The 26,810-nt window shown below is 39.3% G+C and carries 31 protein-coding genes and 2 tRNA genes; 15 read left to right on the forward strand and 18 right to left on the reverse strand.

All coding sequences use genetic code 11. The features are described 5' to 3' along the window. Nucleotides 1-30: 30 nt before the first annotated feature. A complete protein-coding gene (locus tag FGM01_RS10880; protein WP_143411202.1) occupies nucleotides 31-534 on the forward strand; it encodes a RidA family protein in 504 nt (167 codons plus the stop codon). Nucleotides 535-824: 290 nt separating this feature from the next. Here the strand turns inward: FGM01_RS10880 and FGM01_RS10885 are convergent. The 7 genes from FGM01_RS10885 to FGM01_RS10915 all read right to left on the reverse strand — a co-directional run bounded on the left by FGM01_RS10885 (nucleotide 825) and on the right by FGM01_RS10915 (nucleotide 5,704). After that, a tRNA-Arg gene (locus tag FGM01_RS10885) sits at nucleotides 825-898 on the reverse strand. Between the two features lie 141 nt (nucleotides 899-1,039). Further along, nucleotides 1,040-1,873 (reverse strand): M57 family metalloprotease, encoded by an 834-nt coding sequence (locus tag FGM01_RS10890; protein WP_143411203.1) that lies wholly within the window; start codon nucleotides 1,871-1,873, stop codon nucleotides 1,040-1,042. A gap of 108 nt (nucleotides 1,874-1,981) precedes the next feature. Beyond that, complete coding sequence (locus FGM01_RS10895; protein ID WP_143411204.1) at nucleotides 1,982-2,257, reverse strand: ATP-dependent Clp protease adaptor ClpS; 276 nt, start codon at nucleotides 2,255-2,257, stop codon at nucleotides 1,982-1,984. 54 nt (nucleotides 2,258-2,311) lie between these two features. After that, the gene (gene prmA / locus FGM01_RS10900; protein ID WP_143411205.1) at nucleotides 2,312-3,145 is read right to left on the reverse strand and encodes a 50S ribosomal protein L11 methyltransferase; all 834 of its coding nucleotides are present in this window, start codon (nucleotides 3,143-3,145) and stop codon (nucleotides 2,312-2,314) included. Then, entirely contained in the window at nucleotides 3,146-3,898 is a 753-nt protein-coding gene (gene tpiA, locus FGM01_RS10905; protein WP_143411206.1) for a triose-phosphate isomerase, read from the reverse strand. 144 nt (nucleotides 3,899-4,042) lie between these two features. Beyond that, a complete protein-coding gene (locus tag FGM01_RS10910; protein WP_143411207.1) occupies nucleotides 4,043-5,137 on the reverse strand; it encodes a BT_3928 family protein in 1,095 nt (364 codons plus the stop codon). A 6-nt stretch (nucleotides 5,138-5,143) separates the two neighbouring features. After that, a complete protein-coding gene (locus tag FGM01_RS10915) occupies nucleotides 5,144-5,704 on the reverse strand; it encodes a DUF1599 domain-containing protein (protein ID WP_143411208.1) in 561 nt (186 codons plus the stop codon). Nucleotides 5,705-5,790: 86 nt separating this feature from the next. Between FGM01_RS10915 and folP the strand changes: the two genes are divergently transcribed. Together folP and cdaA are read left to right on the forward strand one after the other, a co-directional pair. Beyond that, nucleotides 5,791-6,615 carry a dihydropteroate synthase gene (folP, locus tag FGM01_RS10920; RefSeq protein WP_143411209.1) on the forward strand — a complete coding sequence of 275 codons (825 nt, stop codon included), beginning with the start codon at nucleotides 5,791-5,793 and terminating at the stop codon, nucleotides 6,613-6,615. Nucleotides 6,616-6,652: 37 nt separating this feature from the next. Then, nucleotides 6,653-7,426: a diadenylate cyclase CdaA gene (gene cdaA / locus FGM01_RS10925; protein ID WP_143411210.1), complete on the forward strand. Its 774-nt coding sequence runs from the start codon at nucleotides 6,653-6,655 to the stop codon at nucleotides 7,424-7,426. Between the two features lie 30 nt (nucleotides 7,427-7,456). Here the strand turns inward: cdaA and FGM01_RS10930 are convergent, their stop codons facing one another. Then, nucleotides 7,457-9,223, reverse strand: a complete 1,767-nt coding sequence (locus tag FGM01_RS10930) for an ABC transporter ATP-binding protein (RefSeq protein ID WP_143411211.1) — start codon at nucleotides 9,221-9,223, stop codon at nucleotides 7,457-7,459. Then, complete coding sequence (gene truA / locus FGM01_RS10935) at nucleotides 9,224-9,970, reverse strand: tRNA pseudouridine(38-40) synthase TruA (protein WP_143411212.1); 747 nt, start codon at nucleotides 9,968-9,970, stop codon at nucleotides 9,224-9,226. Between the two features lie 110 nt (nucleotides 9,971-10,080). On the opposite strand from truA, the gene FGM01_RS10940 reads away from it, so the two are divergent. Then, nucleotides 10,081-10,569 (forward strand): metallophosphoesterase family protein, encoded by a 489-nt coding sequence (locus FGM01_RS10940; protein WP_143411213.1) that lies wholly within the window; start codon nucleotides 10,081-10,083, stop codon nucleotides 10,567-10,569. 90 nt (nucleotides 10,570-10,659) lie between these two features. Here the strand turns inward: FGM01_RS10940 and FGM01_RS10945 are convergent, their stop codons facing one another. Continuing rightward, nucleotides 10,660-11,070 carry a DUF4293 domain-containing protein gene (locus tag FGM01_RS10945; RefSeq protein ID WP_143411214.1) on the reverse strand — a complete coding sequence of 137 codons (411 nt, stop codon included), beginning with the start codon at nucleotides 11,068-11,070 and terminating at the stop codon, nucleotides 10,660-10,662. 192 nt (nucleotides 11,071-11,262) lie between these two features. Here FGM01_RS10945 and rho point away from each other — a divergent pair, with 192 nt between their 5' ends. Both rho and FGM01_RS10955 read left to right on the forward strand, forming a co-directional pair. Next, nucleotides 11,263-12,978 (forward strand): transcription termination factor Rho, encoded by a 1,716-nt coding sequence (gene rho / locus FGM01_RS10950; protein WP_143411215.1) that lies wholly within the window; start codon nucleotides 11,263-11,265, stop codon nucleotides 12,976-12,978. A gap of 242 nt (nucleotides 12,979-13,220) precedes the next feature. Then, complete coding sequence (locus FGM01_RS10955) at nucleotides 13,221-13,577, forward strand: hypothetical protein (protein WP_143411216.1); 357 nt, start codon at nucleotides 13,221-13,223, stop codon at nucleotides 13,575-13,577. A 148-nt stretch (nucleotides 13,578-13,725) separates the two neighbouring features. On the opposite strand, the gene FGM01_RS10960 is transcribed toward FGM01_RS10955, so the two are convergent. Then, a tRNA-Gly gene (locus FGM01_RS10960) sits at nucleotides 13,726-13,798 on the reverse strand. Nucleotides 13,799-13,845: 47 nt separating this feature from the next. Continuing rightward, entirely contained in the window at nucleotides 13,846-14,298 is a 453-nt protein-coding gene (locus FGM01_RS10965; RefSeq protein ID WP_243735793.1) for a GNAT family N-acetyltransferase, read from the reverse strand. Nucleotides 14,299-14,345: 47 nt separating this feature from the next. On the opposite strand from FGM01_RS10965, the gene FGM01_RS10970 reads away from it, so the two are divergent. The 3 genes from FGM01_RS10970 to FGM01_RS10980 are packed head-to-tail and all read left to right on the forward strand — an operon-like array spanning nucleotide 14,346 to nucleotide 16,863. Continuing rightward, complete coding sequence (locus tag FGM01_RS10970; RefSeq protein ID WP_143411218.1) at nucleotides 14,346-14,897, forward strand: ClpP family protease; 552 nt, start codon at nucleotides 14,346-14,348, stop codon at nucleotides 14,895-14,897. Between the two features lie 2 nt (nucleotides 14,898-14,899). Continuing rightward, the gene (locus FGM01_RS10975; protein ID WP_143411219.1) at nucleotides 14,900-15,181 is read left to right on the forward strand and encodes a GNAT family N-acetyltransferase; all 282 of its coding nucleotides are present in this window, start codon (nucleotides 14,900-14,902) and stop codon (nucleotides 15,179-15,181) included. Nucleotides 15,182-15,213: 32 nt separating this feature from the next. Next, nucleotides 15,214-16,863, forward strand: coding sequence for a L,D-transpeptidase family protein (locus FGM01_RS10980; protein WP_143411220.1), 1,650 nt, complete (start codon nucleotides 15,214-15,216; stop codon nucleotides 16,861-16,863). Between the two features lies 1 nt (nucleotide 16,864). Here FGM01_RS10980 and FGM01_RS10985 read toward each other — a convergent pair whose 3' ends face one another. Further along, nucleotides 16,865-17,602: a murein L,D-transpeptidase catalytic domain family protein gene (locus tag FGM01_RS10985; RefSeq protein ID WP_143411221.1), complete on the reverse strand. Its 738-nt coding sequence runs from the start codon at nucleotides 17,600-17,602 to the stop codon at nucleotides 16,865-16,867. A gap of 414 nt (nucleotides 17,603-18,016) precedes the next feature. On the opposite strand from FGM01_RS10985, the gene gpmI reads away from it, so the two are divergent. Genes gpmI through FGM01_RS11015 form a run of 6 tightly spaced genes read left to right on the forward strand, consistent with a single transcriptional unit; the run spans nucleotide 18,017 to nucleotide 22,703 of the window. After that, nucleotides 18,017-19,534 (forward strand): 2,3-bisphosphoglycerate-independent phosphoglycerate mutase, encoded by a 1,518-nt coding sequence (gene gpmI / locus FGM01_RS10990; RefSeq protein WP_143411222.1) that lies wholly within the window; start codon nucleotides 18,017-18,019, stop codon nucleotides 19,532-19,534. Nucleotides 19,535-19,540: 6 nt separating this feature from the next. Beyond that, nucleotides 19,541-20,098, forward strand: coding sequence for a thioredoxin family protein (locus FGM01_RS10995; protein ID WP_143411223.1), 558 nt, complete (start codon nucleotides 19,541-19,543; stop codon nucleotides 20,096-20,098). Nucleotides 20,099-20,150: 52 nt separating this feature from the next. Next, nucleotides 20,151-20,555: a BT0820 family HAD-type phosphatase gene (locus tag FGM01_RS11000; RefSeq protein ID WP_143411224.1), complete on the forward strand. Its 405-nt coding sequence runs from the start codon at nucleotides 20,151-20,153 to the stop codon at nucleotides 20,553-20,555. Between the two features lie 8 nt (nucleotides 20,556-20,563). Beyond that, the gene (map, locus tag FGM01_RS11005; RefSeq protein ID WP_143411225.1) at nucleotides 20,564-21,379 is read left to right on the forward strand and encodes a type I methionyl aminopeptidase; all 816 of its coding nucleotides are present in this window, start codon (nucleotides 20,564-20,566) and stop codon (nucleotides 21,377-21,379) included. Continuing rightward, nucleotides 21,372-21,935 carry an HNH endonuclease gene (locus tag FGM01_RS11010; RefSeq protein WP_143411226.1) on the forward strand — a complete coding sequence of 188 codons (564 nt, stop codon included), beginning with the start codon at nucleotides 21,372-21,374 and terminating at the stop codon, nucleotides 21,933-21,935. The genes map and FGM01_RS11010 overlap by 8 nt, the downstream gene beginning before the upstream one ends. A 3-nt stretch (nucleotides 21,936-21,938) precedes the next feature. Then, nucleotides 21,939-22,703 (forward strand): class I SAM-dependent methyltransferase, encoded by a 765-nt coding sequence (locus FGM01_RS11015; RefSeq protein WP_143411227.1) that lies wholly within the window; start codon nucleotides 21,939-21,941, stop codon nucleotides 22,701-22,703. Here the strand turns inward: FGM01_RS11015 and FGM01_RS11020 are convergent, their stop codons facing one another. From FGM01_RS11020 to FGM01_RS11040, 5 genes are read right to left on the reverse strand one after another with little or no spacing between them, the layout of a single operon-like run. Continuing rightward, entirely contained in the window at nucleotides 22,704-23,717 is a 1,014-nt protein-coding gene (locus FGM01_RS11020) for an FAD:protein FMN transferase (protein ID WP_143411228.1), read from the reverse strand. A 2-nt stretch (nucleotides 23,718-23,719) separates the two neighbouring features. Beyond that, a complete protein-coding gene (locus tag FGM01_RS11025; protein ID WP_143411229.1) occupies nucleotides 23,720-24,076 on the reverse strand; it encodes a Na(+)-translocating NADH-quinone reductase subunit F in 357 nt (118 codons plus the stop codon). A gap of 43 nt (nucleotides 24,077-24,119) precedes the next feature. Further along, nucleotides 24,120-25,406, reverse strand: coding sequence for an NADH:ubiquinone reductase (Na(+)-transporting) subunit F (gene nqrF, locus FGM01_RS11030; RefSeq protein WP_143411230.1), 1,287 nt, complete (start codon nucleotides 25,404-25,406; stop codon nucleotides 24,120-24,122). Between the two features lie 15 nt (nucleotides 25,407-25,421). Next, nucleotides 25,422-26,036, reverse strand: a complete 615-nt coding sequence (gene nqrE, locus FGM01_RS11035) for an NADH:ubiquinone reductase (Na(+)-transporting) subunit E (protein ID WP_143411231.1) — start codon at nucleotides 26,034-26,036, stop codon at nucleotides 25,422-25,424. A 27-nt stretch (nucleotides 26,037-26,063) separates the two neighbouring features. Beyond that, on the reverse strand, nucleotides 26,064-26,810 hold the full coding sequence (locus FGM01_RS11040) for an NADH:ubiquinone reductase (Na(+)-transporting) subunit D (RefSeq protein ID WP_143411232.1): 747 nt from the start codon (nucleotides 26,808-26,810) through the stop codon (nucleotides 26,064-26,066).

The following is a 26,810-nucleotide window of genomic DNA, read 5'->3' on the forward strand; positions in this document are numbered from 1 at the left end:
TTCCGGCTATAAATCATAAAACCATATATCATGAAAAAGGTGTTTTGTGGAATAATTTTTTTCCTAGTAAGCATAAGCACATTATCCCAAAATCCAGAGGAAAAAATTGCTGCCCTGGGTATAATCCTGCCTGAAGTAACCGCGCCTTCTGCAAATTTCGTAAAGTGGAAAAAAGCCGGTAACCTGCTATTTCTATCAGGAGATGGCAGCAGCTTAAAAGGCAAGTTAGGTGATGATCTAAGTACCGAAGAAGGTTATGCTGCAGCCAGAGAAACAGGCATAGAGATCCTGGCGACGCTCAAAGCTGCCTGTGATGGTGATCTTAACCGTATTAAACAATTTGTCAAGGTGCGTGGTATGGTAAATTCAGCACCAGATTTTTATGACCAGCCAAAAGTGATCAACGGTTTTTCAGATCTTATGGTGGAAGTGTTTGGTGAAAAAGGCAAACATACCCGGGCCGCTGTTGGCCATTGTTCCTTACCTTCTAATATCGCGCTGGAAATAGAAGTTATTGTAGAACTTGAAGAATAGGGACAATTTCAAATAAAGTTTCAGGATAACAGCAGAGTATTGAAGGACCTTAGCTTTAACTGTATATAAGGATCCCATAAACCCCGGAAGTCATTTTAATATACCTTAGCAGGGAAGATATACTATTTAAAACTATGTTTAGAAAAAAGTAAAACAAAGAAGGCTAAGGCAAGCCTTGATATAACCCTGGATTCGCTATGCGCATCCTGCAAAGCTCCGCTATGAAAATCGAAATGCCACAAAATAAAAAAAGCGAGCTATTTTATTTTGCTCGCTTTTCGATTTATTCGTGACCTCGCCAGGATTCAAACCTGGAACCTTCTGAGCCGTAATCAGATGCGCTATTCAGTTGCGCCACGAGGCCTTTTAAAATCCACCCTGCTATCCTGCAAAGCGGGTGCAAATATATATCTTTCTAATAAAAGTAAAAACCATTTTCTCAAAAAAATGAATAAAAAAAAGGCGGACCAGCCGCCTTTTATTCTAATGCCCTCATTTGGTTGATTTAGTACAAATAATTTAAAGCGGTTACATCATTAGGTCCAAATTCTCCATCTTCGTCAGCACCAAAACATGCCAGCATTACTGATGTAGAATCGTAGCCGGTTGGTGTTCCTGGAATATGCACTGCTCCATCTGGATCTGCACTCTCCCCAGACTGTCCACAGCTTTGACGGCTAAACCAGTCTGTATGACGCAATCCTACCGCATGTCCAATTTCATGAGTAATTACATGCTCATTGGTATTAGTGCTGTAAGCTTCCATTCCTGAATAGATCTGAACGTATTTGTATGGATTTCCGTTGCTTGGGAATCCGGCAACACCCCCAGCCTGACCGTTAGGGTTCTGATAAACCACGATGTCGTAAGGAGAATAATTTGTTCCGAAGGTCAAAGTAAAGGTAATACCCAGGTTCAAGGCGTTATAATTGTCTACAGACCACCGTAATGCAGTTCTCTGCTTAGTAGTCAACGCCTGAGATCCACCGGTGTAACCAATAACATTTACTGTTCGTGGTGTACTCACCAGGTTATAGGTTCGGTATTGCTTATCTGTAACCGATGCAGAAGACATAGTATGCATCTGGTCTTCACTCATTACAATATCACCTTCAATAAGATAGTTCTGGGTAAAACTTCCATCGGGCAATAACATGTTATTCTTCTCAACATGTTTAGAATTGAAATTTAGATCAGCAACTTTTTTTCTGATCTCTTTAGAAATTTCTGGTGTTTGCTCAACGACTTCCATCGTAGCTTGCTCAGACACCTGTTCCTTTTCACAGGAGGATAAAATGCTAATAGCCAGTAATAGGCTGAATAGTTTAATTTTCTTCATAAGTAGGTTATAGTTTTAGGGCACTAATGCCGCTAATCTATAAAACCGTACCGATTATCGATAATTAAATATGTTAATAGTAAGAATTTTCTGAAAATTTTAAGATAATTATAAGATTTCAGCGCTTAATCCTGCATCGAGCAACATCGAGCAACGCGGTTTTAAATCTTCAAAAGGTCCTGTCTTAACTGTACATTTTCCTTTATAATGCACCAGAATAGAACATTGTTCTGCCTGTTCCGGGGTATGGTCACAAGCGTAGATCAGGGTTTCTATAACATGATCAAATGTATTGTAATCATCATTATACAATATGATCTCATTTTGTTTTTTCTTTTTGGTCTTTATTTCAACCTTTTCCAGTAATTCTTCTTTCGTGCTCATCTTCAAAAATTTCTCTTTCAACAATTGCCAAAGATACAAATTATGCTAAAAACCTCAGCGTGAAAACTTTGCTGCCACCCAATCTTCACGTTCAAAATTTTCTACATATTTTAAATCATATTTCTTACAGGCTTTAGTAAGGGTAGGCAGATCTTTTTCATAAAATCCGCTAAAATAGATACTACCATCCTTTTTAAGACATTCGTTATAAATTGGCAGATCCCTAAGCAGAATGTTAAGGTTAATATTCGCCAGGATCACATCATATTCCCGTCCATTAAGTAATTCTGCTCCTCCTTCTTCAACATTGATATGTTCACAATCATTCCGGGCAATATTCTCCAGGGTATTTAGGTAACACCAATTATCTATATCTATTGCATCTATAGTATTTGCTCCCTTCATGGCCGCAAGTATCGCCAGAACCCCCGTTCCAGACCCCATATCAAGGACAGATTTGCCATCCCAGTCATTCTTTAAAATATGCTGGATCATCATATGGGTAGTAGCATGATGCCCGGTCCCAAAAGACATTTTGGGTTCGATGACTATGTCGTATCTGGTGTCGGGTTTTTCATGAAATGGCGCCCTTACACTGCATATATCATCTACAATGATCGGGGTGAAATTCTTTTCCCATTCTTCATTCCAGTTTACACGCTCGATCTCTTTTTGATCATAGGTGATCTTAAAATCTTCAGATTGCAGAATATGAACCCCGGCAAGGATATCCTCCTCATATTCCTCTTCAGGTATATATGCCGTGATACCATCGTTATTTTCAACAAAACTTTCAAAACCCAGGTACCCCAATTCGGCAATGAGAATTTCAGAAGCCGGTTGTACGGGTTCTATGGTAAAATGAAATTCCAGATAATTTCCTGCCATTTAAAATGAATTTACGATCGCTATAAAGTCTACCGCATTAAGACTGGCACCGCCAATCAATCCGCCATCCACATCCTCCTTTGCAAAAATCTCTTTTGCATTCGCAGGCTTTACACTTCCCCCGTAAAGAATCGAAGTATTTTCTGCCACTTCTTTTCCTACGTTTTTATGTAGCAGGGTTCTAATATGTTTATGCATTTCCTGAGCTTGTTCAGGGCTGGCTGTCTCCCCGGTTCCTATAGCCCAGACCGGCTCATAAGCGAGGATAATATTTTTCCACGAACTCTGTGGCAGATCAAAAAGTCCTTCTTTTAACTGTTTTTCGACCAGGTCAAAATGCCGGTCATTTTTCCTGTCCTCCAGTTCTTCTCCAAAACAAAAAATGACCTTCATATCATTTTCTATCGCTGTTTTTACTTTTTTTGACAACAACTCCCCGGTTTCATTAAAATAGGCACGGCGTTCGCTGTGCCCCAGGATGACGGTACTCACCCCCACACTTTTAAGCATATCTGCCGAAACTTCACCGGTGTAAGCGCCATTTTTACTTTCATGCATATTTTGAGCAGCAACAATTACCGGAGTACCTTTTAAGGCCTGGAAAGTTGGGTAAAGATTAGTGAATGATGGTGCCACCATTACGGTTGCTTCCGGCTCTTTAACCATTTGTAGTTTAAGCTGACCTAAAAGCTCCTGCGTTTCGGCGAGATCATTATTCATTTTCCAGTTTCCGGCAACTATATTTTCTCTCATGATGATATGTTTTTTCGTTCAGTTTTAAGGTAAAAATGCAGTTTCACCTCAATTACAAATATAAGTAATGAAGGTTGGACCTACTCTTAAACCGATGCCAAACCTTGATATTTTAGAAATAATTTAAAGAATGTGTAGATTTTATTACAATTCGATATTTGAAGCGTCGAACCAATGCTTTTTCTGGGTTATAGTACCCTTTCTCAAAACGAGAAATCCCGGATTAGAACGGATAATGGTTTTTAATGCAGTTTCATCAGTCTGATAAAAATTGAAGTTCAAGTTCAACCGATCTTTAATTTCGTTTTGCAAATCTTCTCCAGAGGCCGTAAGCGCTATCACCCTGTACCCTTTTTGTTCTGCCTCTTCACTTAAGGTTTTTACTGCTGGATAACCGTCTTTTTCAGTAGATCTTAGATTATAGGTTACTATAAGCAATACCTTCTCGGCATTCAGTATATCTTCGGTAATATCGCCCTCTTCCCCTTCTATAACAAAATCATGAATGGGCGGGATCGCATTTTCACCAGACTGAGAGGTTTCAACTCCAATGAATTCTCCCTCAATTTGCGGGTAAGCCCCTTTATTCTCAATTACCTTTTCCTCACCATTTACCTTAAATTTCCAGCGATAGGTCACCTCAGCTTTATCTGCTCCATCAGGAAGCCGCATTTTTTCCGGAATGTTATTCCCTATTTTATAAGGCCTGAAATCGAATAAAGGAAGATGCATCAGTACATAATAGCAAAAAGCGAAACTTGCCATAAACGAAGCAAAAACAACCCATTTATGATAGGTCCTGGGAAAAATAGGATTGATAACTTTCTGGTTAAAGAATATGATGAGTATAAGCACCAGAAGAATCACATCCTTATAAAATGATTCCCAGGGCGTAAGTGGAATAGCATCTCCAAAACATCCGCAATCTGTTACCTTATTATAATAGGCCGAGTAGAAAGTAAGAAAAGTGAAGAAAATGATCATCACCAGCATACTCCAGCTGGTAAATTTTGGAGCATAGCCTATTAGCAGCATGATCCCGAGTACCAATTCAAAGATCACGATGAAAATAGCGATCAACAGCGCGAAAGGAATAAGGAATGGTATATCCAGTACCGGTTCACTAAAGTATTCCTGCAATTTATAAGAAAAGCCAACCGGATCGTTCAGTTTGATAAATCCTGAAAAAATAAAAAGAACTCCCACCAGGATCCTGGCGATGCTTACAATTGCTTTCATAAATGTTTATTTTGATCCAGATTTTTCTGCGGCTTCATTGAAATGTATCATTGCAAATACCGAATAATTGATCATATCCTGGTAATTGGCATCTATACCTTCACTCACCAGCGTTTTCCCTTTATTATCCTCGATCTGTTTTACACGTAATAATTTCTGAATGATAAGATCTGTAAGCGAACTAATACGCATATCACGCCAGGCCTCCCCGTAATCGTGATTCTTGTTCAGCATTAACTCTTTGGTCTCAAAAATCTTTTCGTCATACAATTTTATGGCATCTTCCGGGTCCAGATCTGGCTGGTCTGCAATGCCTTTTTCCAGCTGAATAAGGGCCATTACAGAGTAATTGATAATCCCGATAAATTCTGATTGCTCATCCTCCTCTACTTTACGCACCTCGCTCTCCTGAAGTTGACGTATGCGCTGAGCTTTTATAAATATCTGGTCTGTAAGTGAAGGCAACCTGAGAATTCTCCAGGCACAGCCATAATCTTTCATTTTATTAAGAAACAAACTACGACAAGCTTCAATTACCGCGTCGTATTGTTTTGATGTATCCTGCATGAAGTAGATGTAATTTGCGTAAATTTCGGGCAAATATTTCAGATAGTCAAAGTTAATTTCCGGGCTTTCGGAAAACCTAGAATATAATGTTCATCAACTGTAAAGGAAATCTTATCGATCTCTCTATGCCTAAAGTTATGGGCATCATTAATATTACTCCAGACTCATTTTATAGCGGAAGTCGTGCCAGTTCAGACAGGGATATTCTTTCCAATGCTGAAAAAATGCTGAATGAGGGAGCTACCTTCCTGGATCTTGGCGCTTATAGTTCCAGGCCGGGAGCAGTTGATATTCCTGTGGCCGAAGAATTAAAGCGGATACTGCCAGCCATTGAATTGATCCTGAAAGAATTTCCGCAGGCGATTTTATCAATTGATACTTTCAGGGCAGAGGTAGCCAGAGAAACTTTGGAAGCCGGTGCAGCGATTATTAATGATATTTCTGCAGGTAAACTGGACAGGGAAATGCTTCCTTTAATTGCAGAATATCAGATTCCTTATATTATGATGCATATGAAAGGTACCCCGCAAACCATGAAAGAACTGAACCAGTATGATGATCTAACCGCCGATATTCTCTTTTATTTTTCTGAGAGGATCAGGGCGGCGAGAGACCTGGGAATCAATGATCTTATAGTGGATCCGGGATTTGGTTTCGCAAAAAATACAGCTCAGAATTTTGAGCTGTTATCTAAACTTGAACTATTTCAAAGCCTCGAACTTCCTGTCCTGGTTGGAGTTTCCAGGAAAAGCATGATCTGGAAAAAACTGGACATTTCTGCAAATGAAGCCCTTAACGGCACAAGTGTTCTAAATACTGCGGCAATACTGAAAGGGGCCGGCATTTTGAGGGTACACGATGTTAAGGAAGCCATGCAAACTATCAAATTAACCGCTGAATTGATAAACTAATTTTAGTTTTTCTATTTTTACATAAAACCCCCGCAATTTGGACATCATAGATCTTCGAATTCTCGATATCCTCGATATTGTTTTTGTAGCCCTGCTACTCTACTATATATACAAACTTGTTCGCGGTACCGCGGCCGTTAATATTTTCATAGGGATCGTCGTGATCTACCTGGTTTGGCTGCTCACTCAATTGCTGCAAATGGAGTTGCTAAGCAGTGTACTTGGCGAATTTATAGGTGTAGGAGTATTTGCGCTCATAGTGGTTTTTCAGCAGGAGATCAGGAAATTCCTTTTAATGATTGGTTCTACCAATTTTACACAGAAAGGCAGATTTTTCCGGAGTCTGAAGTTTAGCCGGGATGATATGGATTCCAAAACGAATGTAGATGCGATTATAGATGCCTGTGAGGCCATGGGTAAGAGTTATACAGGGGCGCTGATGGTGATAGAAAAAAGTAATAAGCTGGATTTTGTAAAAAATACAGGTGATAAAATGAAGATAGAGCTAAACCAACCCATAATTGAATCTATCTTTTTTAAAAACAGCCCTTTGCATGATGGCGCGATGATTATCGAGGAAAATAAGATCACAGCCACCAGAGTGATTCTACCGGTTTCAAATGACCGCTCTATTCCTTTAAGATTTGGATTAAGACACCGGGCCGCTGTGGGAATTACTGAAAAAACAGATGCACTGGCTTTAATTGTGAGTGAAGAAACAGGTCAAACTTCCTATGTACGTGATGGACAATTCGTAATGTTCGAAACCCTGCAGGAATTAAAAGAGAAGTTAAAAGAAGACCTTAATTAAACTTATCCGGGCATAAAGTTTCACTTGGAACTAAATAGCTTCTTCAGCCTTGAATTGGACTTCATAAAGCTTTTTGTAGTAACCATCAGTTTTTTGGAGCAATTCCCGGTGATTTCCAATCTCCACGATCTCCCCCTGATCCATAACAATGATCTTATCTGCTTTTTTAATGGTAGCAAGCCTGTGGGCGATCACAATAGACGTTCTGTTTTCTGTGATCTTATCTGTGGCATCCTGTATTAATTGCTCGCTATAGGAGTCTACCGAGGAAGTTGCTTCATCAAGCACCAGTATACTTGGGTTACTCACATAAGCCCTTAAAAAAGATATTAATTGCCGCTGGCCGGAAGATAGCATCGCCCCGCGTTCTTTCACATTATAGTAATAGCCATTTGGAAGAGAACTTATGAATTCATGAATTCCTATTTGCTTTGCCGCCTCGATCACATCCTCGTCTGTAATTTCAGGGTTATCGAGGTTAATATTGTTCATGATGGTATCAGCAAAAAGAAAGACATTCTGCAGTACCACCGCGATTTGAGCTCTTAGCGATTTCAGGCTGATATCTTTAACATCGGTTCCATCAACTAAAATACTACCACTGTCAATTTCGTAGAAACGGTTAAGGAGATTAATGATCGTGGATTTTCCGGCACCCGTTGCACCTACGATCGCGATTGTCTCTCCTTCCTGAACTTTAAATGAAACACCTTTTAGTACTTCCTCTTCTTCAATATAACTAAAGCGTACATCTTTAAACTCGATCTCGCCTTTTAAATTGTCGATTTCGATCGTCCCGGTGTCTTCTATACTGGAGTTAGTATCGAGAATCCCAAAAACGCGGTTTGCAGCCACCATTCCCATTTGCAGGGTATTGAATTTGTCTGCGATCTGCCTTAGAGGTCTGAAAAGCATTTGTGAAAGCTCAATAAAAGCTACAATAATACCTAAAGACATATCATCACCAGCTACCACGCGAAGACCACCAAACCACACAATGAGACCTATGGTTATGGACGTGGACATTTCTGCAATAGGAAAGAAAATAGAGTTGTACCACACCGTTTTCACCCATGCCTTTCGATGTTTATCATTTATCTCTTTAAAATTGGCGTATTCTGTTTTTTCCCGGGTAAATAATTGAACGATCTTCATGCCGGTAATTCTTTCCTGCACGAAGGTATTAAGATTGGCTACCTGTGTTCTCACCTCTTCAAACGCCAGTTTCATTTTCTTTTGAAAGACCCTAGTCGCGTATAGTATAAAAGGAAGTACTGTTAAGACCAGTAAGGTCAATTCCCAGCTTTTATAGAACATTACACCCAGCACCACCAGCATTTTAAGGAGATCACTTATGATCATGAACAATCCCTGGCTAAAAATACTCGATATGGTCTCAATATCGCTTACGGCCCGGGTGACCAGTCTGCCAACAGCAGATTTATCATAATATTTCATTTTGAAGCCAAGCATATGCCCGAATAACTTCACCCTGATATCCCTTACGACTCCTAACCCCAGCCAGTTTGCATAGTAAATAAAACAGAACTGAAATATGACCTCAAAAACCAGTACACCCAGCATTAGGCTTACATAATAAACGAGACTGTCAAAATCTGTTTTGATCAAAGCCTCATCGATAGTTTCCTGTAGTAGAATAGGCCTTAATACCGCGAATAGTGAAACCAGAATTGCAGCAACCCCTACGAAATAAAAAATTCGCTTATAAGGGTTGGTATATCTAAGCAATCGCTTAAACAGATCCATATCAAATGCATTCCCCGTTTTTGTCGCCATTTATCTTATTCTAATATTGTCTGGATATTCAATCCTTGTTAAGTATAATCCATGTGCAGGTACCGAGGTTCCTGCTTTACCCCTGTCTTCACTCTTGATGACCTGGTGCATATGAGAAACCGGGTATTTGCCCTGTCCTATTTCCACAAGCGTACCAACCACAGCTCTCACCATATTCCTCAAAAATCTGTCGGCAGTAATATGAAATATCAATTTATCGTCCTTCATTTTCCATTCAGCATGATCTATCCTGCAATTATAGGTTCTCACATCTGTCCTTGTCTTGGAAAAACATTTGAAATTGGTATACTCTTGCAGTATCGCCGCCGCTTCATTCATTTTTTCCAGATCAAGAGCAGGCTTTAAGTACCAGGCATGATCCTTTAAAAATGCGTTCTTCTCTTTAACGATGTGATATTCATAACTACGTGAAACCGCATCAAACCTGGCATGAGCATCTTCTACAACCTCGAAAATTTCCGCTATCGCGATATCCTTCGGAAGCATTGAATTGAGCTTATACTTTAACTCTGCAACGTCAATTTCCAGATCATGATTAAAATGAGCGAACATTTGCGTGGCATGTACCCCGGCGTCTGTCCTTCCTGCTCCCACTACGTCTGTCTTTGACCGAAGCACCAAGCTGAGCTTTTCCTCAAGAACTTCCTGTACACTTATTGAATCAGGTTGATTTTGCCAACCATGATAGGCCTTTCCAAAATATGAAAGTTTTATAAAATACCTCAAGCTCCGCTTTCTTTTTATATTAGCGAAATGCAAAGATAATGCAATTATACCGAGGAAAAAGCCTTTGCAGAATCATCCTCTGTTAAACGAATTTTAAAGAAAAATTAGATTTGAAGAAAATTTTATTGCTCAGTGACACTCATGGACATATGGATAACCGCATTTTACATTATGCAGAAAATGCAGATGAAATATGGCATGCTGGAGATATAGGCAGTCTCGCAGTGACCGATCAACTTATGAAAGTCAATCCTTTAAAAGCCGTTTATGGCAATATTGACAATGCCACGATCAGAAAAGAATTCCCGCTGAACAATAGGTTTATGTGTGAAGAAGTGGATGTTTGGATCACCCATATTGGTGGCTATCCCGGGAGATATTCTCCGGCAGTAAAGGAAGAAATCAAAAAAAATCCTCCCAAGATCTTTATTTCGGGGCATTCCCATATCCTTAAAGTTATGAATGATAAAAATCTGAACCTTTTACACATGAATCCCGGAGCTGCAGGGAAACAGGGATTTCACAAGAAAAGGACCATGCTGAGATTCAAAATTGAAGGCAAGAACATCAGTGATCTGGAAGTAATCGAACTGGAATAAAAATATAGCAAACAAAGAACAAATGCCATTAAAAAACCCGAAGCTTTCACTTCGGGTTTTTCACGCACTAATACTACTAAGATGATAGGCTTATCGTAATCGGTCAACAGATTTTACGAGATCTTCGTCCTTTTTGATGGCTTTATTAGCCAAAACAATAAAAACGATAGAAATAATAGGAAGAAACATCCCAATACCCTTCTCTGAAATATCCATTTCTCCAGGTAAAGTTAGAGACCAATAAACAAACACTCCTAGTAAAAAAAGATTTAATATTATATTCAAACGACCCAGCACAAACTGGAGTTTTCTATTCTTAAACATAAAGATACTCACTAAAGAAATTGCCGCAGATGCCAGAAACATTCCAAAGGCGATTAATTGATCCTGAGCATATACCTCTTCGCCTGCCGAATTCTTCCATAAATCAAAAACGAAAATGAGTCCCGCACTTGTTATAGCTGCTAATAGCAGGTAAATAGTTTGTATTCTTTGAAGCATAATTCTTGCAGTTGCGGCACAAAAATAAAAGATTCTTTTTAAAATTCCCTCCTCAAAGTTTAAAATAAAGTTGTATTATTGCAATAACATTTCGTAACCCATTCAATGTTGGTTACTTAAGTCTCCAAACTTTTTGTTCTTCTTCGAGAAGTTTTTAAAATCAATCCAAACGAAAATTATTTTAACGCATTCATGTTTGAAATTTCAGAATTAAAAGCTAAAAAGCTTCCTGAACTTAAGGAAATCGCTGAGACCCTCAACGTTCCTAAGTACAAGACATTAAAAAAACTGGATTTGGTATATCAGATTCTGGACTACCAGGCATCAAATCCCAATAAAGTAAAGGAAGTGCTTACCGACGATAACCAGGAACAGGCTAAACCTACCCCAAAGAAAACAGCAAAACCAGATAGTGAAAAAAGACCATCAAGGTCTAAAGAAGCTTCTAAACCTGCACATTCCAAACCAACTTCTGGCGATTCTTCAAATACTCAAAAGGACGACACCAGAAAAAACCAGCCGGCAAAAAGCAGCAATAGAGACAGAAATCAGTCTGGTGGCAAAGACAACCGCGGAAGCCGAAATGATAACAGGAATGACAATCGCAACGATAACAGGAACGAAAATCGCAGCGATAACAGGAACGACAGTCGCAGCGACAACAGGAATGATAAGCGCAACGATAATAGAAACGATAATCGTAATGATAACCGTAATGACAATCGTAGCGATAACAAAAAAAATAATGGAAACCGCGATAACAGAAACCGCTATCGTGAGCCTGATTACGAATTCGACGCGATCATAGAAAGCGAAGGAGTTCTTGATATTATGCAGGACAACTATGGTTTCTTAAGATCATCTGACTATAATTATCTTACGTCTCCAGATGACATCTACGTTTCCCAGTCTCAGATAAGACTATTCGGTTTGAAAACCGGAGATACAGTACAGGGACAAATACGACCTCCTAAAGAAGGAGAGAAATATTTCCCGCTAATCAAGATCAATAAAATTAACGGACTCGACCCACAAGTGGTAAGAGACCGTGTTTCTTTTGAACACCTTACTCCTTTATTTCCTAAAGATAAATTCAACCTTGCCGAAAAGCAGAGTTCGATCTCTACAAGGGTAATGGATCTTTTTGCTCCTATAGGAAAAGGTCAGCGTGGAATGATCGTTTCGCAGCCTAAGACAGGTAAGACCATGTTGTTGAAAGACATCGCCAATGCAATCGCTGCAAACCATCCTGAAGTTTACCAGATCGTACTTTTGATCGATGAAAGACCAGAGGAAGTTACCGATATGCAGCGTAATGTGAAAGGAGAAGTTGTTGCTTCAACTTTCGATAAAGAAGCTCACGAACATGTTAGAGTAGCAAATATTGTTCTGGAAAAAGCCAAGCGTTTGGTAGAGTGTGGTCACGATGTAGTGATCCTGCTTGATTCTATCACCAGGCTGGCCAGGGCATACAACACAGTACAACCTGCCAGCGGTAAGGTATTAAGTGGTGGTGTGGACGCCAATGCTCTGCATAAACCTAAGAGATTCTTTGGTGCGGCCCGTAATATTGAAAATGGCGGTTCATTATCTATCATTGCTACGGCACTTACAGAGACCGGTTCCAAGATGGATGAAGTTATCTTTGAAGAATTTAAAGGTACAGGTAACATGGAGCTTCAGTTAGACAGAAGAATTTCCAATAGAAGAATCTTCCCTGCCATAGACCTTGTTTCTTCAAGTACTCGTAGAGATGATCTTTTACTGGACGAGAATACAATACAGCGTATGTGGGTTCTAAGAAAATATCTTGCAGACATGAATCCCGTGGAAGCCATGGAATTTATCAACGATAAAATTAGAAACACCCGAAATAACGAAGAGTTTTTAATCTCTATGAACGGTTAATTATAACTGTTAGACCCTACTTGAAAAGCCGGAAGATATCTTCTTCCGGCTTTTTTATGTTCAGACATCTCACTTCCCGGTGTATATTTACCCATTATCAACTCCTATCTGGACTGTTGAACAATTTAAGAACTACAAACAGACTCATCTTTCGATGAAGCTTTTAGAGCGGGAGACAGGGTTCCCTTCGACTCTGCTCAGGACAGGCTTCTCACCCTGGATTATCTTTTTCACAAAATTTCATGCATAAAAAAAAGCCTCATCTTTTCGATGAAGCTTTTAGAGCGGGAGACCGGGTTCCCTTCGACCTTGCTCAGGACAGGCTTCTCACCCTGGATTATCTTTTTCACAAAATTTCATACATAAAAAAAAAGCCTCATCTTTTCGATGAAGCTTTTAGAGCGGGAGACCGGGTTCCCTTCGACCCTGCTCAGGACAGGCTTCTCACCCTCTATTATCTTTTTCACAAAATTTCATGCATAAAAAAAAGCCTCATCTTTTCGACGAAGCTTTTAGAGCGGGAGACCGGGTTCCCTTCGACCTTGCACAGGACAGGCTTCTCACCCTGGATTATCTTTTTCACAAAATTTCATACATAAAAAAAGCCTCATCTTTTCGATGAAGCTTTTAGAGCGGGAGACCGGGTTCCCTTCGACCTTGCTCAGGACAGGCTTCTCACCCTCTATTATCTTTTTCACAAAATTTCATGCATAAAAAAAAGCCTCATCTTTTCGATGAAGCTTTTAGAGCGGGAGACCGGGTTCGAACCGGCGACATTCAGCTTGGAAGGCTGACGCTCTACCAACTGAGCTACTCCCGCCTATCGCTGCAAATATAATCTGAAACAATTCCAAAATCCAAACAATATCACAGCTTTTTTAAAAAATGATACCCCCTAATAATATAACCTAAATTCATATAGAATTTGTGCGAGGGAAAATTTTCCACATAGCTATTCAACTCAACTGTTTCACAACCTTTTGCAGCTACATATTCATGAATAAATTCAAAAAGGCTCTGGCCTATTCCCTTTCTTTGAAAAGCATCGTCTATATAAATATGATCTACCTCACAGGATCTACCGGCATAATGCCTGGTCATAAACCATAAACCAAAGACTCCAATCAGGCGTTTTTCCATATAAATTCCAAAACATTCGTAATTCTGATCGAACATTTCCAGCAATCTTTTATGCAAAATTTCATCAGAAGGTGGCTCTCTATATAATTTTTTAAGGTAGGGTATAACCTTGCCTGAACCTTCTTTTAAAATCTTGTTAAATGCCACTTCCATGATTCTGTTTTCTGCTAAAATAGTCATATTTTTAGCTTCGACTTTAATAAGACAAATACACATAAATGAATTTCATGAAAAGCAAAAACGGTAAGATTCAGGATTTAATCGAAGGTAAATTATTAGAAAAAAGAAAAATTTATTTGTGGGGTGAAGTCAATGATAAATCTGCTAAACATGTCATAGACAGGCTGGAATATCTTGATCTTGAAGGTGATGATGAAATTCAATTATTTATTAATAGTCCGGGAGGTTATGTAACCGATGGTTTCGCTATGTATGATACCATAATGAGCCTTAATTCCCCGGTATCTACGATTTGCACCGGCCTGGCTGCATCTATGGGATCTATCCTGCTTTCTGCCGGAAAAAAAGGCAGAAGATTCATTCAACCTCATGCTAAAGTGATGATCCACCAACCTAGCGGCGGTGCAAGAGGACAGGCTTCTAATATTGAGATAGCGGCTAATGAGATCCTTAAAACAAAACATTTAAGTGCAGAGATCCTTGCAGAAAACTGCGGGCAAACTGTTGAAAAAGTACTTAAAGACTTTAACCGTGATTATTGGATGGATGCCAATGAATCTATGGAATATGGTATCGTAGATGGAATTTTTCAAAAGTAATCATGGAGATCAAACATAAGGAAAGTCACAGCCGGGGAATGTTCTATATCGAAAATGATAAGGGATTAATAGGCGAATTGACTTATCATAAAGATGAAAATAATATCCTGACCATAGATCATACTGAGGTTAAACGCCAAATGGAAAACCAGGGAATAGCCTCCAGCCTGGTTAAAAAAAGCGTTGAATACGCCCGGGAAAATAATTTCAAAATAGAACCGCTGTGCCCTTTTGCCGAGGTTCAATTTGACAGAAACGAATCCTACTCAGACGTTCGGGCTTAAAAATGGCCCGAACTACATATCCTACTTAAACTATGCGATTTTCTCCCTATATATTCGTAGTGACCTGCCTGTTCTTAATGAGCAGTTGTAAAAATGACCCTAAAACCTCTTCTTACGATGGGGAGAACGGGACTGTAGAATCTGCCAGTGCAGCAGAGGTCACTGAATTAACAGACAGTGGAGAAATTGAAGATTTCCTGGAAGATAGTCCTGAAGGTTCTGAAATCATTTATGACCCTGAGTTAGTAACGAAATTTTATCAGGGAAACGAGTTTGAGCCAGTCTGGTCTAAAAATGAACTTAGAAAGGCGCTATTCAGAAACATAGAGAATATTGAAGAAGAAGGATTGTTCTTTGAAGATTACCATGGAGAAAAGCTTCAAAAGTTACTGGCCTCTATAGTAACGAATTCAGAAGAAGAAAACTCCCTGCTGGAAATCCTGCTAACAGATTCGTTCTTAAGGCTTGCAAAAGATCTGGGTAACGGCAAATTAAATCCTAAAGATATCTATGAGATCTGGGGAACCCCACTAAATGAGATTGATGCGGTAGCGCTTTTAAATACCGCTTTGTCTGAAGCTGATATAGATCGAACTTTAAATTCGGTAAAACCAGACCATATTGTGTACCGCGGGTTAAAAAATGCTTTAAAAGAATTCAAAAAAACCAACTGGCGGAATGCTCCTGCTACTAAAATTGAGGCAGGAAAACTGATAAAACCAGGAGAATCTGATGACCGAATTTTCTCGATTACAAAAAGACTTGCTGAACTTGGTTACTATAAAGGAAGCATTGATTCCACCAATACTAAGTTCAATGATAGTATCCAAAATGCATTAAAAGAATTTCAAAAGGAACATGACCTTCAAATTGATGCTTTATTAGGAAATGCTACTATCAAAAACCTGAATTATACCAAAGAAGACAGATTGCACCAGCTATTGATTAACCTCGAAAGATGGCGCTGGTATCCAAGAGATTTAGGTGAGCATTATATCATTGTAAATATTCCCAACTATGAATTAAGCGTGGTTAAAGATGGAGACACCGTTCGTTCTCACAAAACCATGGTTGGTACCCAGGTGAGAAAAACTCCTGTATTTTCTGATGAAGTACGTTATGTTATCTACAATCCCACCTGGACCATCCCGCCTACCATTAAAAAGAATGATGTAATTCCGGGAGCATCCAGGAATCCCGACTATTTAAAGAAAAAGAATTTGCAGGTTTTAGATAGCGACGGAAAACTTGTAGATCCATCCAGTATTAACTGGTCGTCTTCCAAGGCACTATCCTATACCTTCCGGCAACCGGCAGGCCCTTCAAATCCACTAGGGATTGTCAAGATCATATACCCAAATGAATATATGATCTATTTGCACGATACACCATCAAAAAAATTATTTGAAAACAATGCCCGGGCAGAAAGTTCTGGCTGTGTAAGGGTGCAGGATGCGCTGGGATTAGCTGGTTATCTTCTAAGTGACCAGGAACAATATTCCGATAAAAAGATCGATGAAATTTTAAAGTCTGGAAAAACTACCCAAATTGCATTAAAGCAGAAAGTGAAAGTTCACCATTTTTACTGGACCGCCTATCAAAAAAAAGATACCATTAAATTCATTAATGATATCTATGATCTGGACCAAAAACTCTGGAGTTTATTAAAACCCGCAGCCTGATCTATACATTCAGAAAATCTGATTTCGAAAGATAATTTTCATCATTTTTATGAATGTAAACTACCGATTTTCCTTTTATTTTATGGATCAAATCTTTGGCTATTTTATTAGGAACCGCGGGACAACCATAACTTCTGCCTAATCTCCCTATTCTCTTTATGAACGATGGTTCTGCATAATCTGCACCGTGTATAACCACATATCTGGCACGGGCATTAGAATTGAATTCCTTCTCCATTCCATCTATAAAAAGTGAAAGTCCGTTTTTGCCATAATAAGTCTCACCGGTAACATAGAAGCCCAGTGAACTCTGATGAGAATTTTGCTTATTCGAAAAGTTCTTCGCGAATTCCCCACCCGTATTCTTACCGTGAGCTACGAAGGTGTTAAAAACGACTTCCCGGGTGTCCATATTTAGGATCCACATTCTTTTTTTAGTTGAAGAAAGATTAAAATCTATTACCGTTAATAATGGATTAGAAACTTTTCCCGCTTCGTCCAGTTTGGTGTAGCCTAGTATTGCCTTTTCGAAAACTTCAATTTGAGGCATGGTCGAATTTTTAAGGGAAAATGATTCATAAAGCTCTGCAACCTTATCATCAGAAGATTCCATCGCCTCGGGGGTTACTGGAAGTTTTTCAGTTATCCTGGCCTCGATAGTTTTACCTACCCCGGCGGTACTACTGAAAGCGAATGAGAAAAGCAACATTCCAAAAACCGAAAGGATCCTATATTTCATATAATTTCTTTTTTTAATTTCTGTTAATTAAAACCAAAAGCCTTGCCAACATACAAAATTTAAAAGGCAATTTTAAAAAATGCCCAATTTTAACAATTCGAGCCCTTATTTTGCTGATAATAGTATATATAATAAGGTTTTAAAGGTCTATAGATAACGTAAAGCAATGGCCTATATTTTAAAGAATATAAATTATCACTGTTAAATTTTTAAGGGCTTAAAACTCAGGATTTTTAAATATTTTGTTAACCAACATCAGAATTCAGGTTTTAAAATATTTTAGAATTTGATTTCCGTGAATGCTAACCCCAGATCCAGCCTCGATTCTGAGTTTCGTTTTAGTAAAACATTATAGGGTGTTGGTCTGGCATTACAGGCAATTGTTTTTATCTTTAACCTCAAATTTCAGATTCAATGCATAAAAAGGTCCTCTTAATGATTCTTGACGGCTGGGGAATTACTCAAAATGAGGAAGTTTCAGCCATAGCCAAAGCGAATACACCCTTTATGGATTCTCTGCCTTCAAAATTCCCTCATGCTTCTTTGCGAACCGACGGGATGAATGTAGGTCTGCCGGAAGGACAAATGGGAAATTCTGAAGTTGGTCATATGAATCTTGGTGCCGGCAGGATTGTCTACCAGGACCTAGTCAAGATCAATATGGCTGTGGAAAAGGATACATTAAAGGATGAACCTGTTCTTGAAACTGCACTAAAGTATGCCGTTAAAAACAATAAACCGGTCCATTTTATGGGACTTGTTAGTGACGGTGGCGTACATTCTCATATAAATCATTTAAAAGGTTTGTTATCTGCTGCAGAAAGCCTTGGAGTTAAAGACAAATATGTCCATGCTTTTACCGATGGTCGTGATGTGGACCCTCATTCCGGAAAAGGATTTATTGAGTATCTTAATAAGCACCTGGAAGAAACCAATTCCAAACTGGCTTCGGTCATAGGCAGGTATTATGCCATGGACAGGGATAAACGCTGGGAAAGAGTAAAGCAGGCCTACGACCTGATCGTAAAAGGTGAAGGAAAGAAAACCCGGGATGCTATTGCAGCTATTCAGGAAAGTTATGATAACGGAATAAGCGATGAGTTCATTCAGCCAATTGTTCTTACAGACGATGCTGGCGAACCAATAGCTACTCTGAATGAGAAAGATGTGGTTATCTATTTCAATTTCAGAACAGATCGTGGAAGACAGCTTACGCAGGCATTGTCACAGGATAATTTCCCTGAGTATGACATGAAAAAACTGCCTCTTTATTATGTTACCATGACCAAATATGACGACACCTTTGAAAATATATATATCATTTTTCAAAAGTCTAATATTAAAGCTACTCTTGGGGAAGTATTGGAATATGAAGGCAGAAAGCAAATAAGGATCGCCGAAACTGAAAAATATCCCCACGTTACTTTTTTCTTTTCCGGAGGCAGGGAAAAACCTTTTGAAGGAGAGAAAAGGATCATGTGTAATTCCCCGAAGGTCGCCACTTATGACCTTCAGCCGGAAATGAGTGCATATGAGATCAAAGAGAAGATATTGCACGAAATAGATAAGGAATCAGCAGATTTTATATGTTTGAACTTTGCCAATCCAGATATGGTAGGTCATACTGGAGATTTTGACGCAGCGGTAAAGGCCTGCGAAACCGTTGATATTTGCGCTAAAGAAGTTGCTGAAGCTGCTTTTGATCACGATTATTCTGTGATCATCATTGCCGACCATGGTAACAGCGAAGTGATGAAAAATCCTGACGGAAGTCCAAATACAGCCCATACCACCAATCCTGTACCCTTAATACTAATGGACAAGGATGTAAAAAGCATCAAAGACGGCAAGCTTGGAAATATTGCCCCAACCATATTAAAGCTGATGGGAATTACCCAGCCAGATCTAATGACAGAAGACCCTTTAATTTAATTTATCATGAATAAGTTTTTAATATTTTTTGTCGCAATTGCACTTAGTTGCGGGAACAATGTAAATAAATCGAAAGATCTGAGCGAGAATAAGAAAGATCTTAAAACAGAAACAGTGCAGAAAGATATGTTGCTTGGTGATTTTTCAAAGGAAGAACTTCAGCAGAAACCTTTTTCAAACTGGTTTCAGCCCGCGTACGAGGATTTCTCTCCAAATTCTGAAGCCATGGCAACCATCAGGGAAAACATTGATGACTATGAGATCAAAGTTTTGATGGGAACCTGGTGTGGAGACAGCAAAAGAGAGGTTCCAAAATTTTTGAAATTACTGGACGAGGCAAATTATGATTATCAAAAGTTGGAATTAGTTGCGGTAGACCGCAATAAAACCACCCCCAATAAAGTTGAAGAAGAACTGGAAGTTCACCGGGTTCCCACGATCATCTTTTATAAGGATGGAAAGGAAGTAAACAGGTTTGTGGAATATCCCCAAGGACAAAGTATTGAGGAAGATATTGCTAAGATCGTTAGTGGCAAAGAGTACAAAAATTCCTACGCAGATTAACTTAATGCCCACCTAAACCTTTAAAGTAGAAAATATTAACTAATTTCGCATTATGCCCAATTCTCTTACGTTAGCAGTTGATTTTGACGGGACTATAGTAGAGAACAGATTTCCTGAAATAGGAAAACCTATACTTTTTGCTTTCGAATCCCTGAGAAAACTACAGGAAGAAGGACACCGGCTCATCCTATGGACCTATCGCCACGGTGAGAAGCTTGAGGAGGCTGTTGAGTTCTGTGAAAAAAATGGATTAAAATTTTATGCCGTCAATAAGAGTTATCCGGAAGAAGAATTTGATAACACCATTAGCAGAAAAATTCTTGCCGATATTTATATTGATGACCGTAACCTCGGAGGAATGAAAGGCTGGGGAGAGATCTTTCAGATGTTAAGCAATGAAAGATTACCGAAAAACGTAAAGAAAAAGAGAAGATCCGGTTTATTCGGAAGATTGTAAGATAGAATATGATAATACCTAAGACCAGAGAAGAGATAGAATTAATGCGTGAGAGCGCTTTGGTAGTTTCAAAGACATTAGGAATGCTCGCACCAGAGATCAAACCGGGAGTAACCACGTTACACCTGGATAAACTGGCAGAAGAATTTATAAGAGATCATGACGCAATACCAGGCTTCCTGGGTTTATATGATTTCCCTAATTCTTTATGTATGAGTCCTAATGCCCAGGTGGTACACGGAATTCCCAATGATACACCCCTTCGTGAGGGAGATATTATTTCGATTGATTGTGGCGCCATTAAAAATGGTTTTTATGGTGATCACGCTTATACCTTTGAAGTAGGTGAAGTGGCTCCTGAAGTAAAAAAGCTTCTTGAAGTAACCAAAGAGTCGCTTTACGTTGGAATCAGAGAATTTAAAGCAGGTAACCGTGTTGGTGATGTAGGTTATGCGATCCAGAAGTACACTGAAGATCATGGTTATGGCGTAGTAAGAGAGCTTGTAGGTCACGGTCTCGGCCGAACCATGCACGAGGATCCTGAGATGCCAAACTACGGAAAAAGAGGAAGAGGTAAAAAATTTGTCGAGGGAATGGTGGTTGCTATAGAACCTATGATTAACATGGGAACTAAAAGAATCAAACAGCTGCCCGATGGCTGGACCATACTAACTGCAGATAATAAGCCTAGTGCGCATTTTGAACACGATGTTGCACTGGTGGACGGCAAACCAGAATTACTATCAACATTTAAATATATTTATGAATCCTTAAAAATCAATTCAACAGAAGAAGACGAATTTAGAGCAAAAGTTTATGATTAAAAGTTACAGACAGGAAATCTGGAAAACCCTACACAAAGATTCCTGGGAAGACCGCTTTATCTATAAAGTCTCAAATTTCGGAAGAATGATCAGTTATCTGAAAAATCCCGATGGAGACCTAATGAAAGGCGGAAAAGTAGGTGGATATTTAAACTTCGCGGTAAAATTGAAGAATGGAAAACATAAAACGTATTACATTCATCGCATTATTGCAGAAACGTTTTTAGAGAAAAAAGAAGGCGATCAATATGTGATCCACAAGAATTTTGTGAAGAACGATAATCGTGTTTCTAACTTGGCATGGGCCACCAAAGACGAATGGGTCCAACATCAATATAACAGTCCTAAGGTGCAGGAAAACAAAAAGAAGAGGAAACTTAGAAAGGTTACCTCCTATTCTAAATTAACCTATGCACAGGCAGTTATCCTGAAGAAAAAACTTTTAGATCCTGAAAGAAAAACCCGTATCAGAGTGCTGGCAAAGCAGTTTGGTGTTTCCGAGATGCAATTATACCGCATCAAATCGGGTGAGAACTGGGGAGATATCGAAGTATAGAGAATGAGTAATCTTTTTAAACTGGCCTTAAATTCAATTCCCAGGCCTGTTCTTATTAGAATTAGTTACCTGGTAAGGCCGTTTTTAAAGATTTACCTTAAAGGTACGAGATATACAGACCCTATTGACGGGAACAGTTTCAGGAAGTTTTTACCTTATGGTTACGAGAACCAGCGGGAAAATGTACTTTCCCCCTCTACCCTCTCCCTAGAGAGGCATAGGCTTTTATGGCTTTATTTAAAGGAACAGACCACTTTTTTTACCGGACGGCATAAAGTTCTGCATTTCGCTCCTGAACAGGCTTTTTATAAGCGATTCAGAAAATTGCCAAATCTGGATTATACCACTACAGATCTTGAATCACCCCTGGCCGATGTGAAAGCAGATATCTGCGATCTTCCATTTGATAATAATAGTTTCGATTTTATTTTATGCAACCACGTGCTGGAGCATATACCAGATGACCGCAAAGCCATGCAGGAGCTTTACCGGATCCTGAAACCGGGCGGAACCGCTATTTTACAAATTCCACAGGAAATGGAAAGGGCAGAAACATTTCAGGATGATTCCATCACAGACCCAAAAGAAAGAGCGAAGATTTTTGGGCAATATGATCATGTGAGGGTCTATGGCAGAGATTATTTTGATAAGTTAAGAGATATCGGTTTTAAGGTGGAAGAGGTAGATCTTACCTCCAGCTTGTCACCGGAAGAGATGGACAAATACCGGCTTGCCCAGGGAGAGATCATCCCGGTTTGTACCAAATAGTTAATCCAGGATATTTTCCTTAAATCCGGGCGTACTGAATATGTCCATATCACCAGCTGGTGTAGAATACAAAATATACACCTCCACGTCATCAAGTTCTTTTAAAAGCTGTGTACTCCTCTCAATACCTAACGCCATAAATGCCGTAGCATAACCATCGGCAAGCATGCAATTCTCTGCCAATACAGATGCACTTAGTACATTACTCTTTTCAGCTTTACCGGTCTTTGGATTGATGGTATGTACATATTTTTGACCAGTAATTGAATCTACCCTGTATTTTCTATAGTTACCAGAAGTCGCCATCGCTGAATTAAGCAATTTTACCCGTGCCTGTAACCTTCGCTCTCCATCCACCTGTTCAGGATCGTCGATACCAACTACCCAATTAGCATTATTCCCCAGGTTCTCTCCTTTAGCCCTCAGTTCTCCGCCAAGTTCTATAAGATAATTCTCCACATCCTTAGATTCCAGATATTCCGCGATCACATCTATAGCATATCCTTTGGCGATCGCATTAAAATCTAGGTAAATTGCCGGATGCTCTTTCTTTATGGTAAGCTTATCTGTTAACGTCACTTTATTAAAACCAACCAGATTTCTTAGAGAATCCAGTGAATCAGCGCTAATTGATTTAAGAGGTTTCGCGGGACCAAATCCATAAGCATTGACCAAGACCCCAACAGTTGGATCAAAAAAGCCATCACTCTCCTTAAAAATCTTATTGGAAGCGTTGAATACCTTCTCGAAATTCTTATCCACTGTTACCGTGGTATCCCCGCGGTTTATTCGTGAAATATCAGATTTGACAAGATAGGTGCTCATAGAAGAATTGATCTCCTCAATTATGCTATCCAGGGACTTTTCAAAATCAAGGTCCCTGTCTGAAAAATACCTGATATTATAGGTTGTACCCAAAGCTTCACCGTTATAACGATGGCTTTCGGTCGTTTTCTCAGATTTACAGGAGATAAGGAATAAAAAAGAAATAAGGAAAAGAGAAATTTTCTTCATAATTAAAATTCTTTCCAGCCCGAATAGTTTACAATATAATCCTCATCGCTGGTTATTGGTTTCTCATAATCGGTGGAATTTGCCAATCCTACACCGGCGTAAAAAGTACGGGCATTGAATTTTTCAGCATGTTCCTTAATGTCTTTCATAAAGGCAGGATCAAAGGCGGCGGGATCATCTGGATACTCAATGGCCCTGACAATGACGAAATGAAGTTTAGATTCTTTTAAAGCAACGAATTGAGGGTTTCTTTTCAGCTTACTATTTACGCCAAGAAATTCATATCCATTATCTTCAAGATCTTTTCCCACGATATTCATCGCGAGGTTATGCAGTTCCTGTTCGGTTAATTTAGGCATAGCTTAAATATAAAAAAATCCCGCCGAAGCGGGATTGTATTTATTATCCTCCAAAGTCATCAAATCTGATATTCTCTGGTGGAATTCCGAAGTCCTCTCCCATTTTTTGAACGGCTTTGTTCATTAATGGCGGTCCACAGAAGTATAATTCTATTTCTTCCGGCTCTTCGTGATGAGATAAATAATTATCTATTACCACCTGGTGTATGAATCCTACAAAACCATCACCTTCATCATCAAGACTGGATTTAACTTTCCAGTTATCTTCTTCCATAGGCTCAGAAAGGGCCAGGTAGAATTTGAAATTAGGGAAATCTCTTTCCAGTGCTCTAAAGTGTTCAGTATAGAAAAGTTCACGTTTAGATCTACCACCATACCAGTAGGTTACTTTTCTACCGGTCTTCAATGTTCTGAACAGGTGATACAGGTGAGATCTCATTGGCGCCATTCCGGCTCCACCACCAACGTAAAGCATTTCAGCATCACTTTCGTTGATAAAGAATTCACCATAAGGTCCTGAAATCACTACTTTATCTCCTTTTTTCAGACTAAAGATATAAGATGAGGCAACCCCTGGGTTGACATCCATCCATCCGTCCTTTGCTCTGTCCCATGGTGGCGTCGCAATACGAACGTTAAGCATGATCTCACGCCCTTCTGCCGGATAAGAAGCCATAGAATAAGCTCTTTCCACAGTCTCCGGGTTTTTCATCACTAAAGGCCATAAGTTAAACTTATCCCACTCAGCTTTAAATTTGTCTGGAGTTTCATGCTCTTCAGGGTGAGCGGTGATATCCATATCTTCAAACTTAACTTCCGTTTTAGGAATTTCAATTTGAATATAACCACCGGCTTTGTAATCCATTGGCTCTGGAATCTCTACCACGAACTCTTTAATAAATGAGGCCACGTTATAGTTTCTAACCACGGTCGCATCCCATTTCTTAATTCCGAAGACTTCCTCAGGAATGGTAATTTTCATATCCTGCTTCACCTTCACCTGGCAACCAAGTCTCCATCCATCTGCGATCTCTTTACGGGTAAAGTGAGGTTCTTCGGTAGGAAGGATAGCTCCACCACCTTCTTCCACTATACATTTACACTGGATACAGGTTCCACCTCCACCACAGGCCGAAGGAAGGAAAAGTTTATTATCACCAAGGGTAGAAAGTAAGGTCCCTCCGGAACCTACCTCGATATCTTTTTCATTATTAACATTGATAGTTACGGGACCTGAAGGGGTCAGTTTTGCCTTGGCACCCAATAAAATAGAAACCAGCAACAAAATCAGAACTAAAAATACTACTATACTTGCTATAATTACTGTCATAATCTTTCTTTACGATTATAGTTTAATTCCCATAAAACTCATAAATCCAAGTGCCATTAAGCCGGTAATGATAAAGGTGATACCAAGGCCTTTTAATGGTGCAGGAACATTCGAGTATGCAATTTTTTCTCTGATGGCGGCAATAGCCAGAATAGCAAGAAACCATCCAATCCCACTACCTAAACCGTAGGTAACAGCTTCAGAAATCCCACTAAAGTCTTTTTGTTGCATAAAAAGCGACCCACCAAGGATAGCACAGTTTACTGCAATAAGTGGAAGGAAAATCCCCAGAGCACCATAAAGTGCAGGAGCAAATTTTTCCACGATCATTTCCACCAGCTGTACCATAGATGCGATTACCGCAATGAACATGATAAAACTCAGGAAACTAAGATCTACCTCAGCATATTCTGCACCCAACCAAGTTAAAGCACCAGGTTTAAGCAGGTAATTGTCCAACAAAAAGTTAATTGGTACTGTAACCAGTAATACAAAGATTACGGCAGCACCTAAACCAACAGCTGTTTTTACAGTTTTTGATACCGCCAGGTAGGAACACATTCCCAGGAAATAGGCGAATATCATATTTTCAATGAAAATACTTCTTACAAATAGATTAACTAAGTCCATTTCTTATACTTTTTTGCTGTTCAGCTATTAGTTTTCTTCGATTAGTTTACGGTTTCTGGCACGTTGTACCCAGATAATAAGCCCTACTACAATAAGAGCCATCGGGGATAATAACATTAAACCGTTGTTCTCATAGCCCAGGGCGTAAAGACCGGTAGATTCAGAAAGTGTAGCGGCCTGATGACCTAATACTTCAAATCCAAATAATTTACCTGATCCAAGCAGCTCTCTGAAAAAGGCTACGATGATAAGGATCAATCCATATCCCGCAGCATTTCCTATACCATCAAGAAATGATTTATAAACACCATTACCTAAGGCAAAAGCTTCCAGACGTCCCATTACAATACAGTTGGTTATAATAAGACCAACAAATACAGAAAGCTGTTTACTTACATCAAATGCATAAGCTTTCAAAACCTCACTTACCAGGATCACCAGTGATGCTACCACCACTAACTGCACGATAATACGAATACGGCTTGGAATTAGATTACGTAACATAGAAATGATCATGTTACTAAAAGCCATTACCACCATTACCGCGATCGCCATAACTATGGCCGGCTCCAGCTGAACTGTAATCGCCAAAGCTGAACAAATTCCCAGTACCTGTACCGTGATCGGGTTATTATCATCTAAAGGATCTGATAATAATTTTCTGTTTCCCTTCGAAAGAAAATGCTCTTTTTCTTCAGAATCTGATAGAAAAAGGATCATTTCCTGCTTTTTCTCTTCCTCTTTAGCAGAGTTGAATTTTGTCTCTTTAGCCAT

The sequence above is a fragment of the Christiangramia sabulilitoris genome (assembly GCF_007050985.1).
Lineage (GTDB): Bacteria > Bacteroidota > Bacteroidia > Flavobacteriales > Flavobacteriaceae > Christiangramia > Christiangramia sabulilitoris.

Coding starts and splice junctions, on each gene's coding strand:
- FGM01_RS10880 (WP_143411202.1), top strand. CDS start 31: ATGAAAAAGGTGTTTTGTGGAATAATTTTTTTCCTAGTAAGCATAAGC.
- FGM01_RS10890 (WP_143411203.1), bottom strand. CDS start 1,873: ATGAAGAAAATTAAACTATTCAGCCTATTACTGGCTATTAGCATTTTA.
- FGM01_RS10895 (WP_143411204.1), bottom strand. CDS start 2,257: ATGAGCACGAAAGAAGAATTACTGGAAAAGGTTGAAATAAAGACCAAA.
- prmA (WP_143411205.1), bottom strand. CDS start 3,145: ATGGCAGGAAATTATCTGGAATTTCATTTTACCATAGAACCCGTACAA.
- tpiA (WP_143411206.1), bottom strand. CDS start 3,898: ATGAGAGAAAATATAGTTGCCGGAAACTGGAAAATGAATAATGATCTC.
- FGM01_RS10910 (WP_143411207.1), bottom strand. CDS start 5,137: ATGAAAGCAATTGTAAGCATCGCCAGGATCCTGGTGGGAGTTCTTTTT.
- FGM01_RS10915 (WP_143411208.1), bottom strand. CDS start 5,704: ATGCAGGATACATCAAAACAATACGACGCGGTAATTGAAGCTTGTCGT.
- folP (WP_143411209.1), top strand. CDS start 5,791: ATGTTCATCAACTGTAAAGGAAATCTTATCGATCTCTCTATGCCTAAA.
- FGM01_RS10930 (WP_143411211.1), bottom strand. CDS start 9,223: ATGGCGACAAAAACGGGGAATGCATTTGATATGGATCTGTTTAAGCGA.
- FGM01_RS10945 (WP_143411214.1), bottom strand. CDS start 11,070: ATGCTTCAAAGAATACAAACTATTTACCTGCTATTAGCAGCTATAACA.
- rho (WP_143411215.1), top strand. CDS start 11,263: ATGTTTGAAATTTCAGAATTAAAAGCTAAAAAGCTTCCTGAACTTAAG.
- FGM01_RS10955 (WP_143411216.1), top strand. CDS start 13,221: ATGCATAAAAAAAAGCCTCATCTTTTCGATGAAGCTTTTAGAGCGGGA.
- FGM01_RS10965 (WP_243735793.1), bottom strand. CDS start 14,298: ATGACTATTTTAGCAGAAAACAGAATCATGGAAGTGGCATTTAACAAG.
- FGM01_RS10970 (WP_143411218.1), top strand. CDS start 14,346: ATGAAAAGCAAAAACGGTAAGATTCAGGATTTAATCGAAGGTAAATTA.
- FGM01_RS10975 (WP_143411219.1), top strand. CDS start 14,900: ATGGAGATCAAACATAAGGAAAGTCACAGCCGGGGAATGTTCTATATC.
- FGM01_RS10980 (WP_143411220.1), top strand. CDS start 15,214: ATGCGATTTTCTCCCTATATATTCGTAGTGACCTGCCTGTTCTTAATG.
- FGM01_RS10985 (WP_143411221.1), bottom strand. CDS start 17,602: ATGAAATATAGGATCCTTTCGGTTTTTGGAATGTTGCTTTTCTCATTC.
- gpmI (WP_143411222.1), top strand. CDS start 18,017: ATGCATAAAAAGGTCCTCTTAATGATTCTTGACGGCTGGGGAATTACT.
- FGM01_RS10995 (WP_143411223.1), top strand. CDS start 19,541: ATGAATAAGTTTTTAATATTTTTTGTCGCAATTGCACTTAGTTGCGGG.
- FGM01_RS11000 (WP_143411224.1), top strand. CDS start 20,151: ATGCCCAATTCTCTTACGTTAGCAGTTGATTTTGACGGGACTATAGTA.
- map (WP_143411225.1), top strand. CDS start 20,564: ATGATAATACCTAAGACCAGAGAAGAGATAGAATTAATGCGTGAGAGC.
- FGM01_RS11010 (WP_143411226.1), top strand. CDS start 21,372: ATGATTAAAAGTTACAGACAGGAAATCTGGAAAACCCTACACAAAGAT.
- FGM01_RS11015 (WP_143411227.1), top strand. CDS start 21,939: ATGAGTAATCTTTTTAAACTGGCCTTAAATTCAATTCCCAGGCCTGTT.
- FGM01_RS11020 (WP_143411228.1), bottom strand. CDS start 23,717: ATGAAGAAAATTTCTCTTTTCCTTATTTCTTTTTTATTCCTTATCTCC.
- FGM01_RS11025 (WP_143411229.1), bottom strand. CDS start 24,076: ATGCCTAAATTAACCGAACAGGAACTGCATAACCTCGCGATGAATATC.
- nqrF (WP_143411230.1), bottom strand. CDS start 25,406: ATGACAGTAATTATAGCAAGTATAGTAGTATTTTTAGTTCTGATTTTG.
- nqrE (WP_143411231.1), bottom strand. CDS start 26,036: ATGGACTTAGTTAATCTATTTGTAAGAAGTATTTTCATTGAAAATATG.
- FGM01_RS11040 (WP_143411232.1), bottom strand. CDS start 26,810: ATGGCTAAAGAGACAAAATTCAACTCTGCTAAAGAGGAAGAGAAAAAG.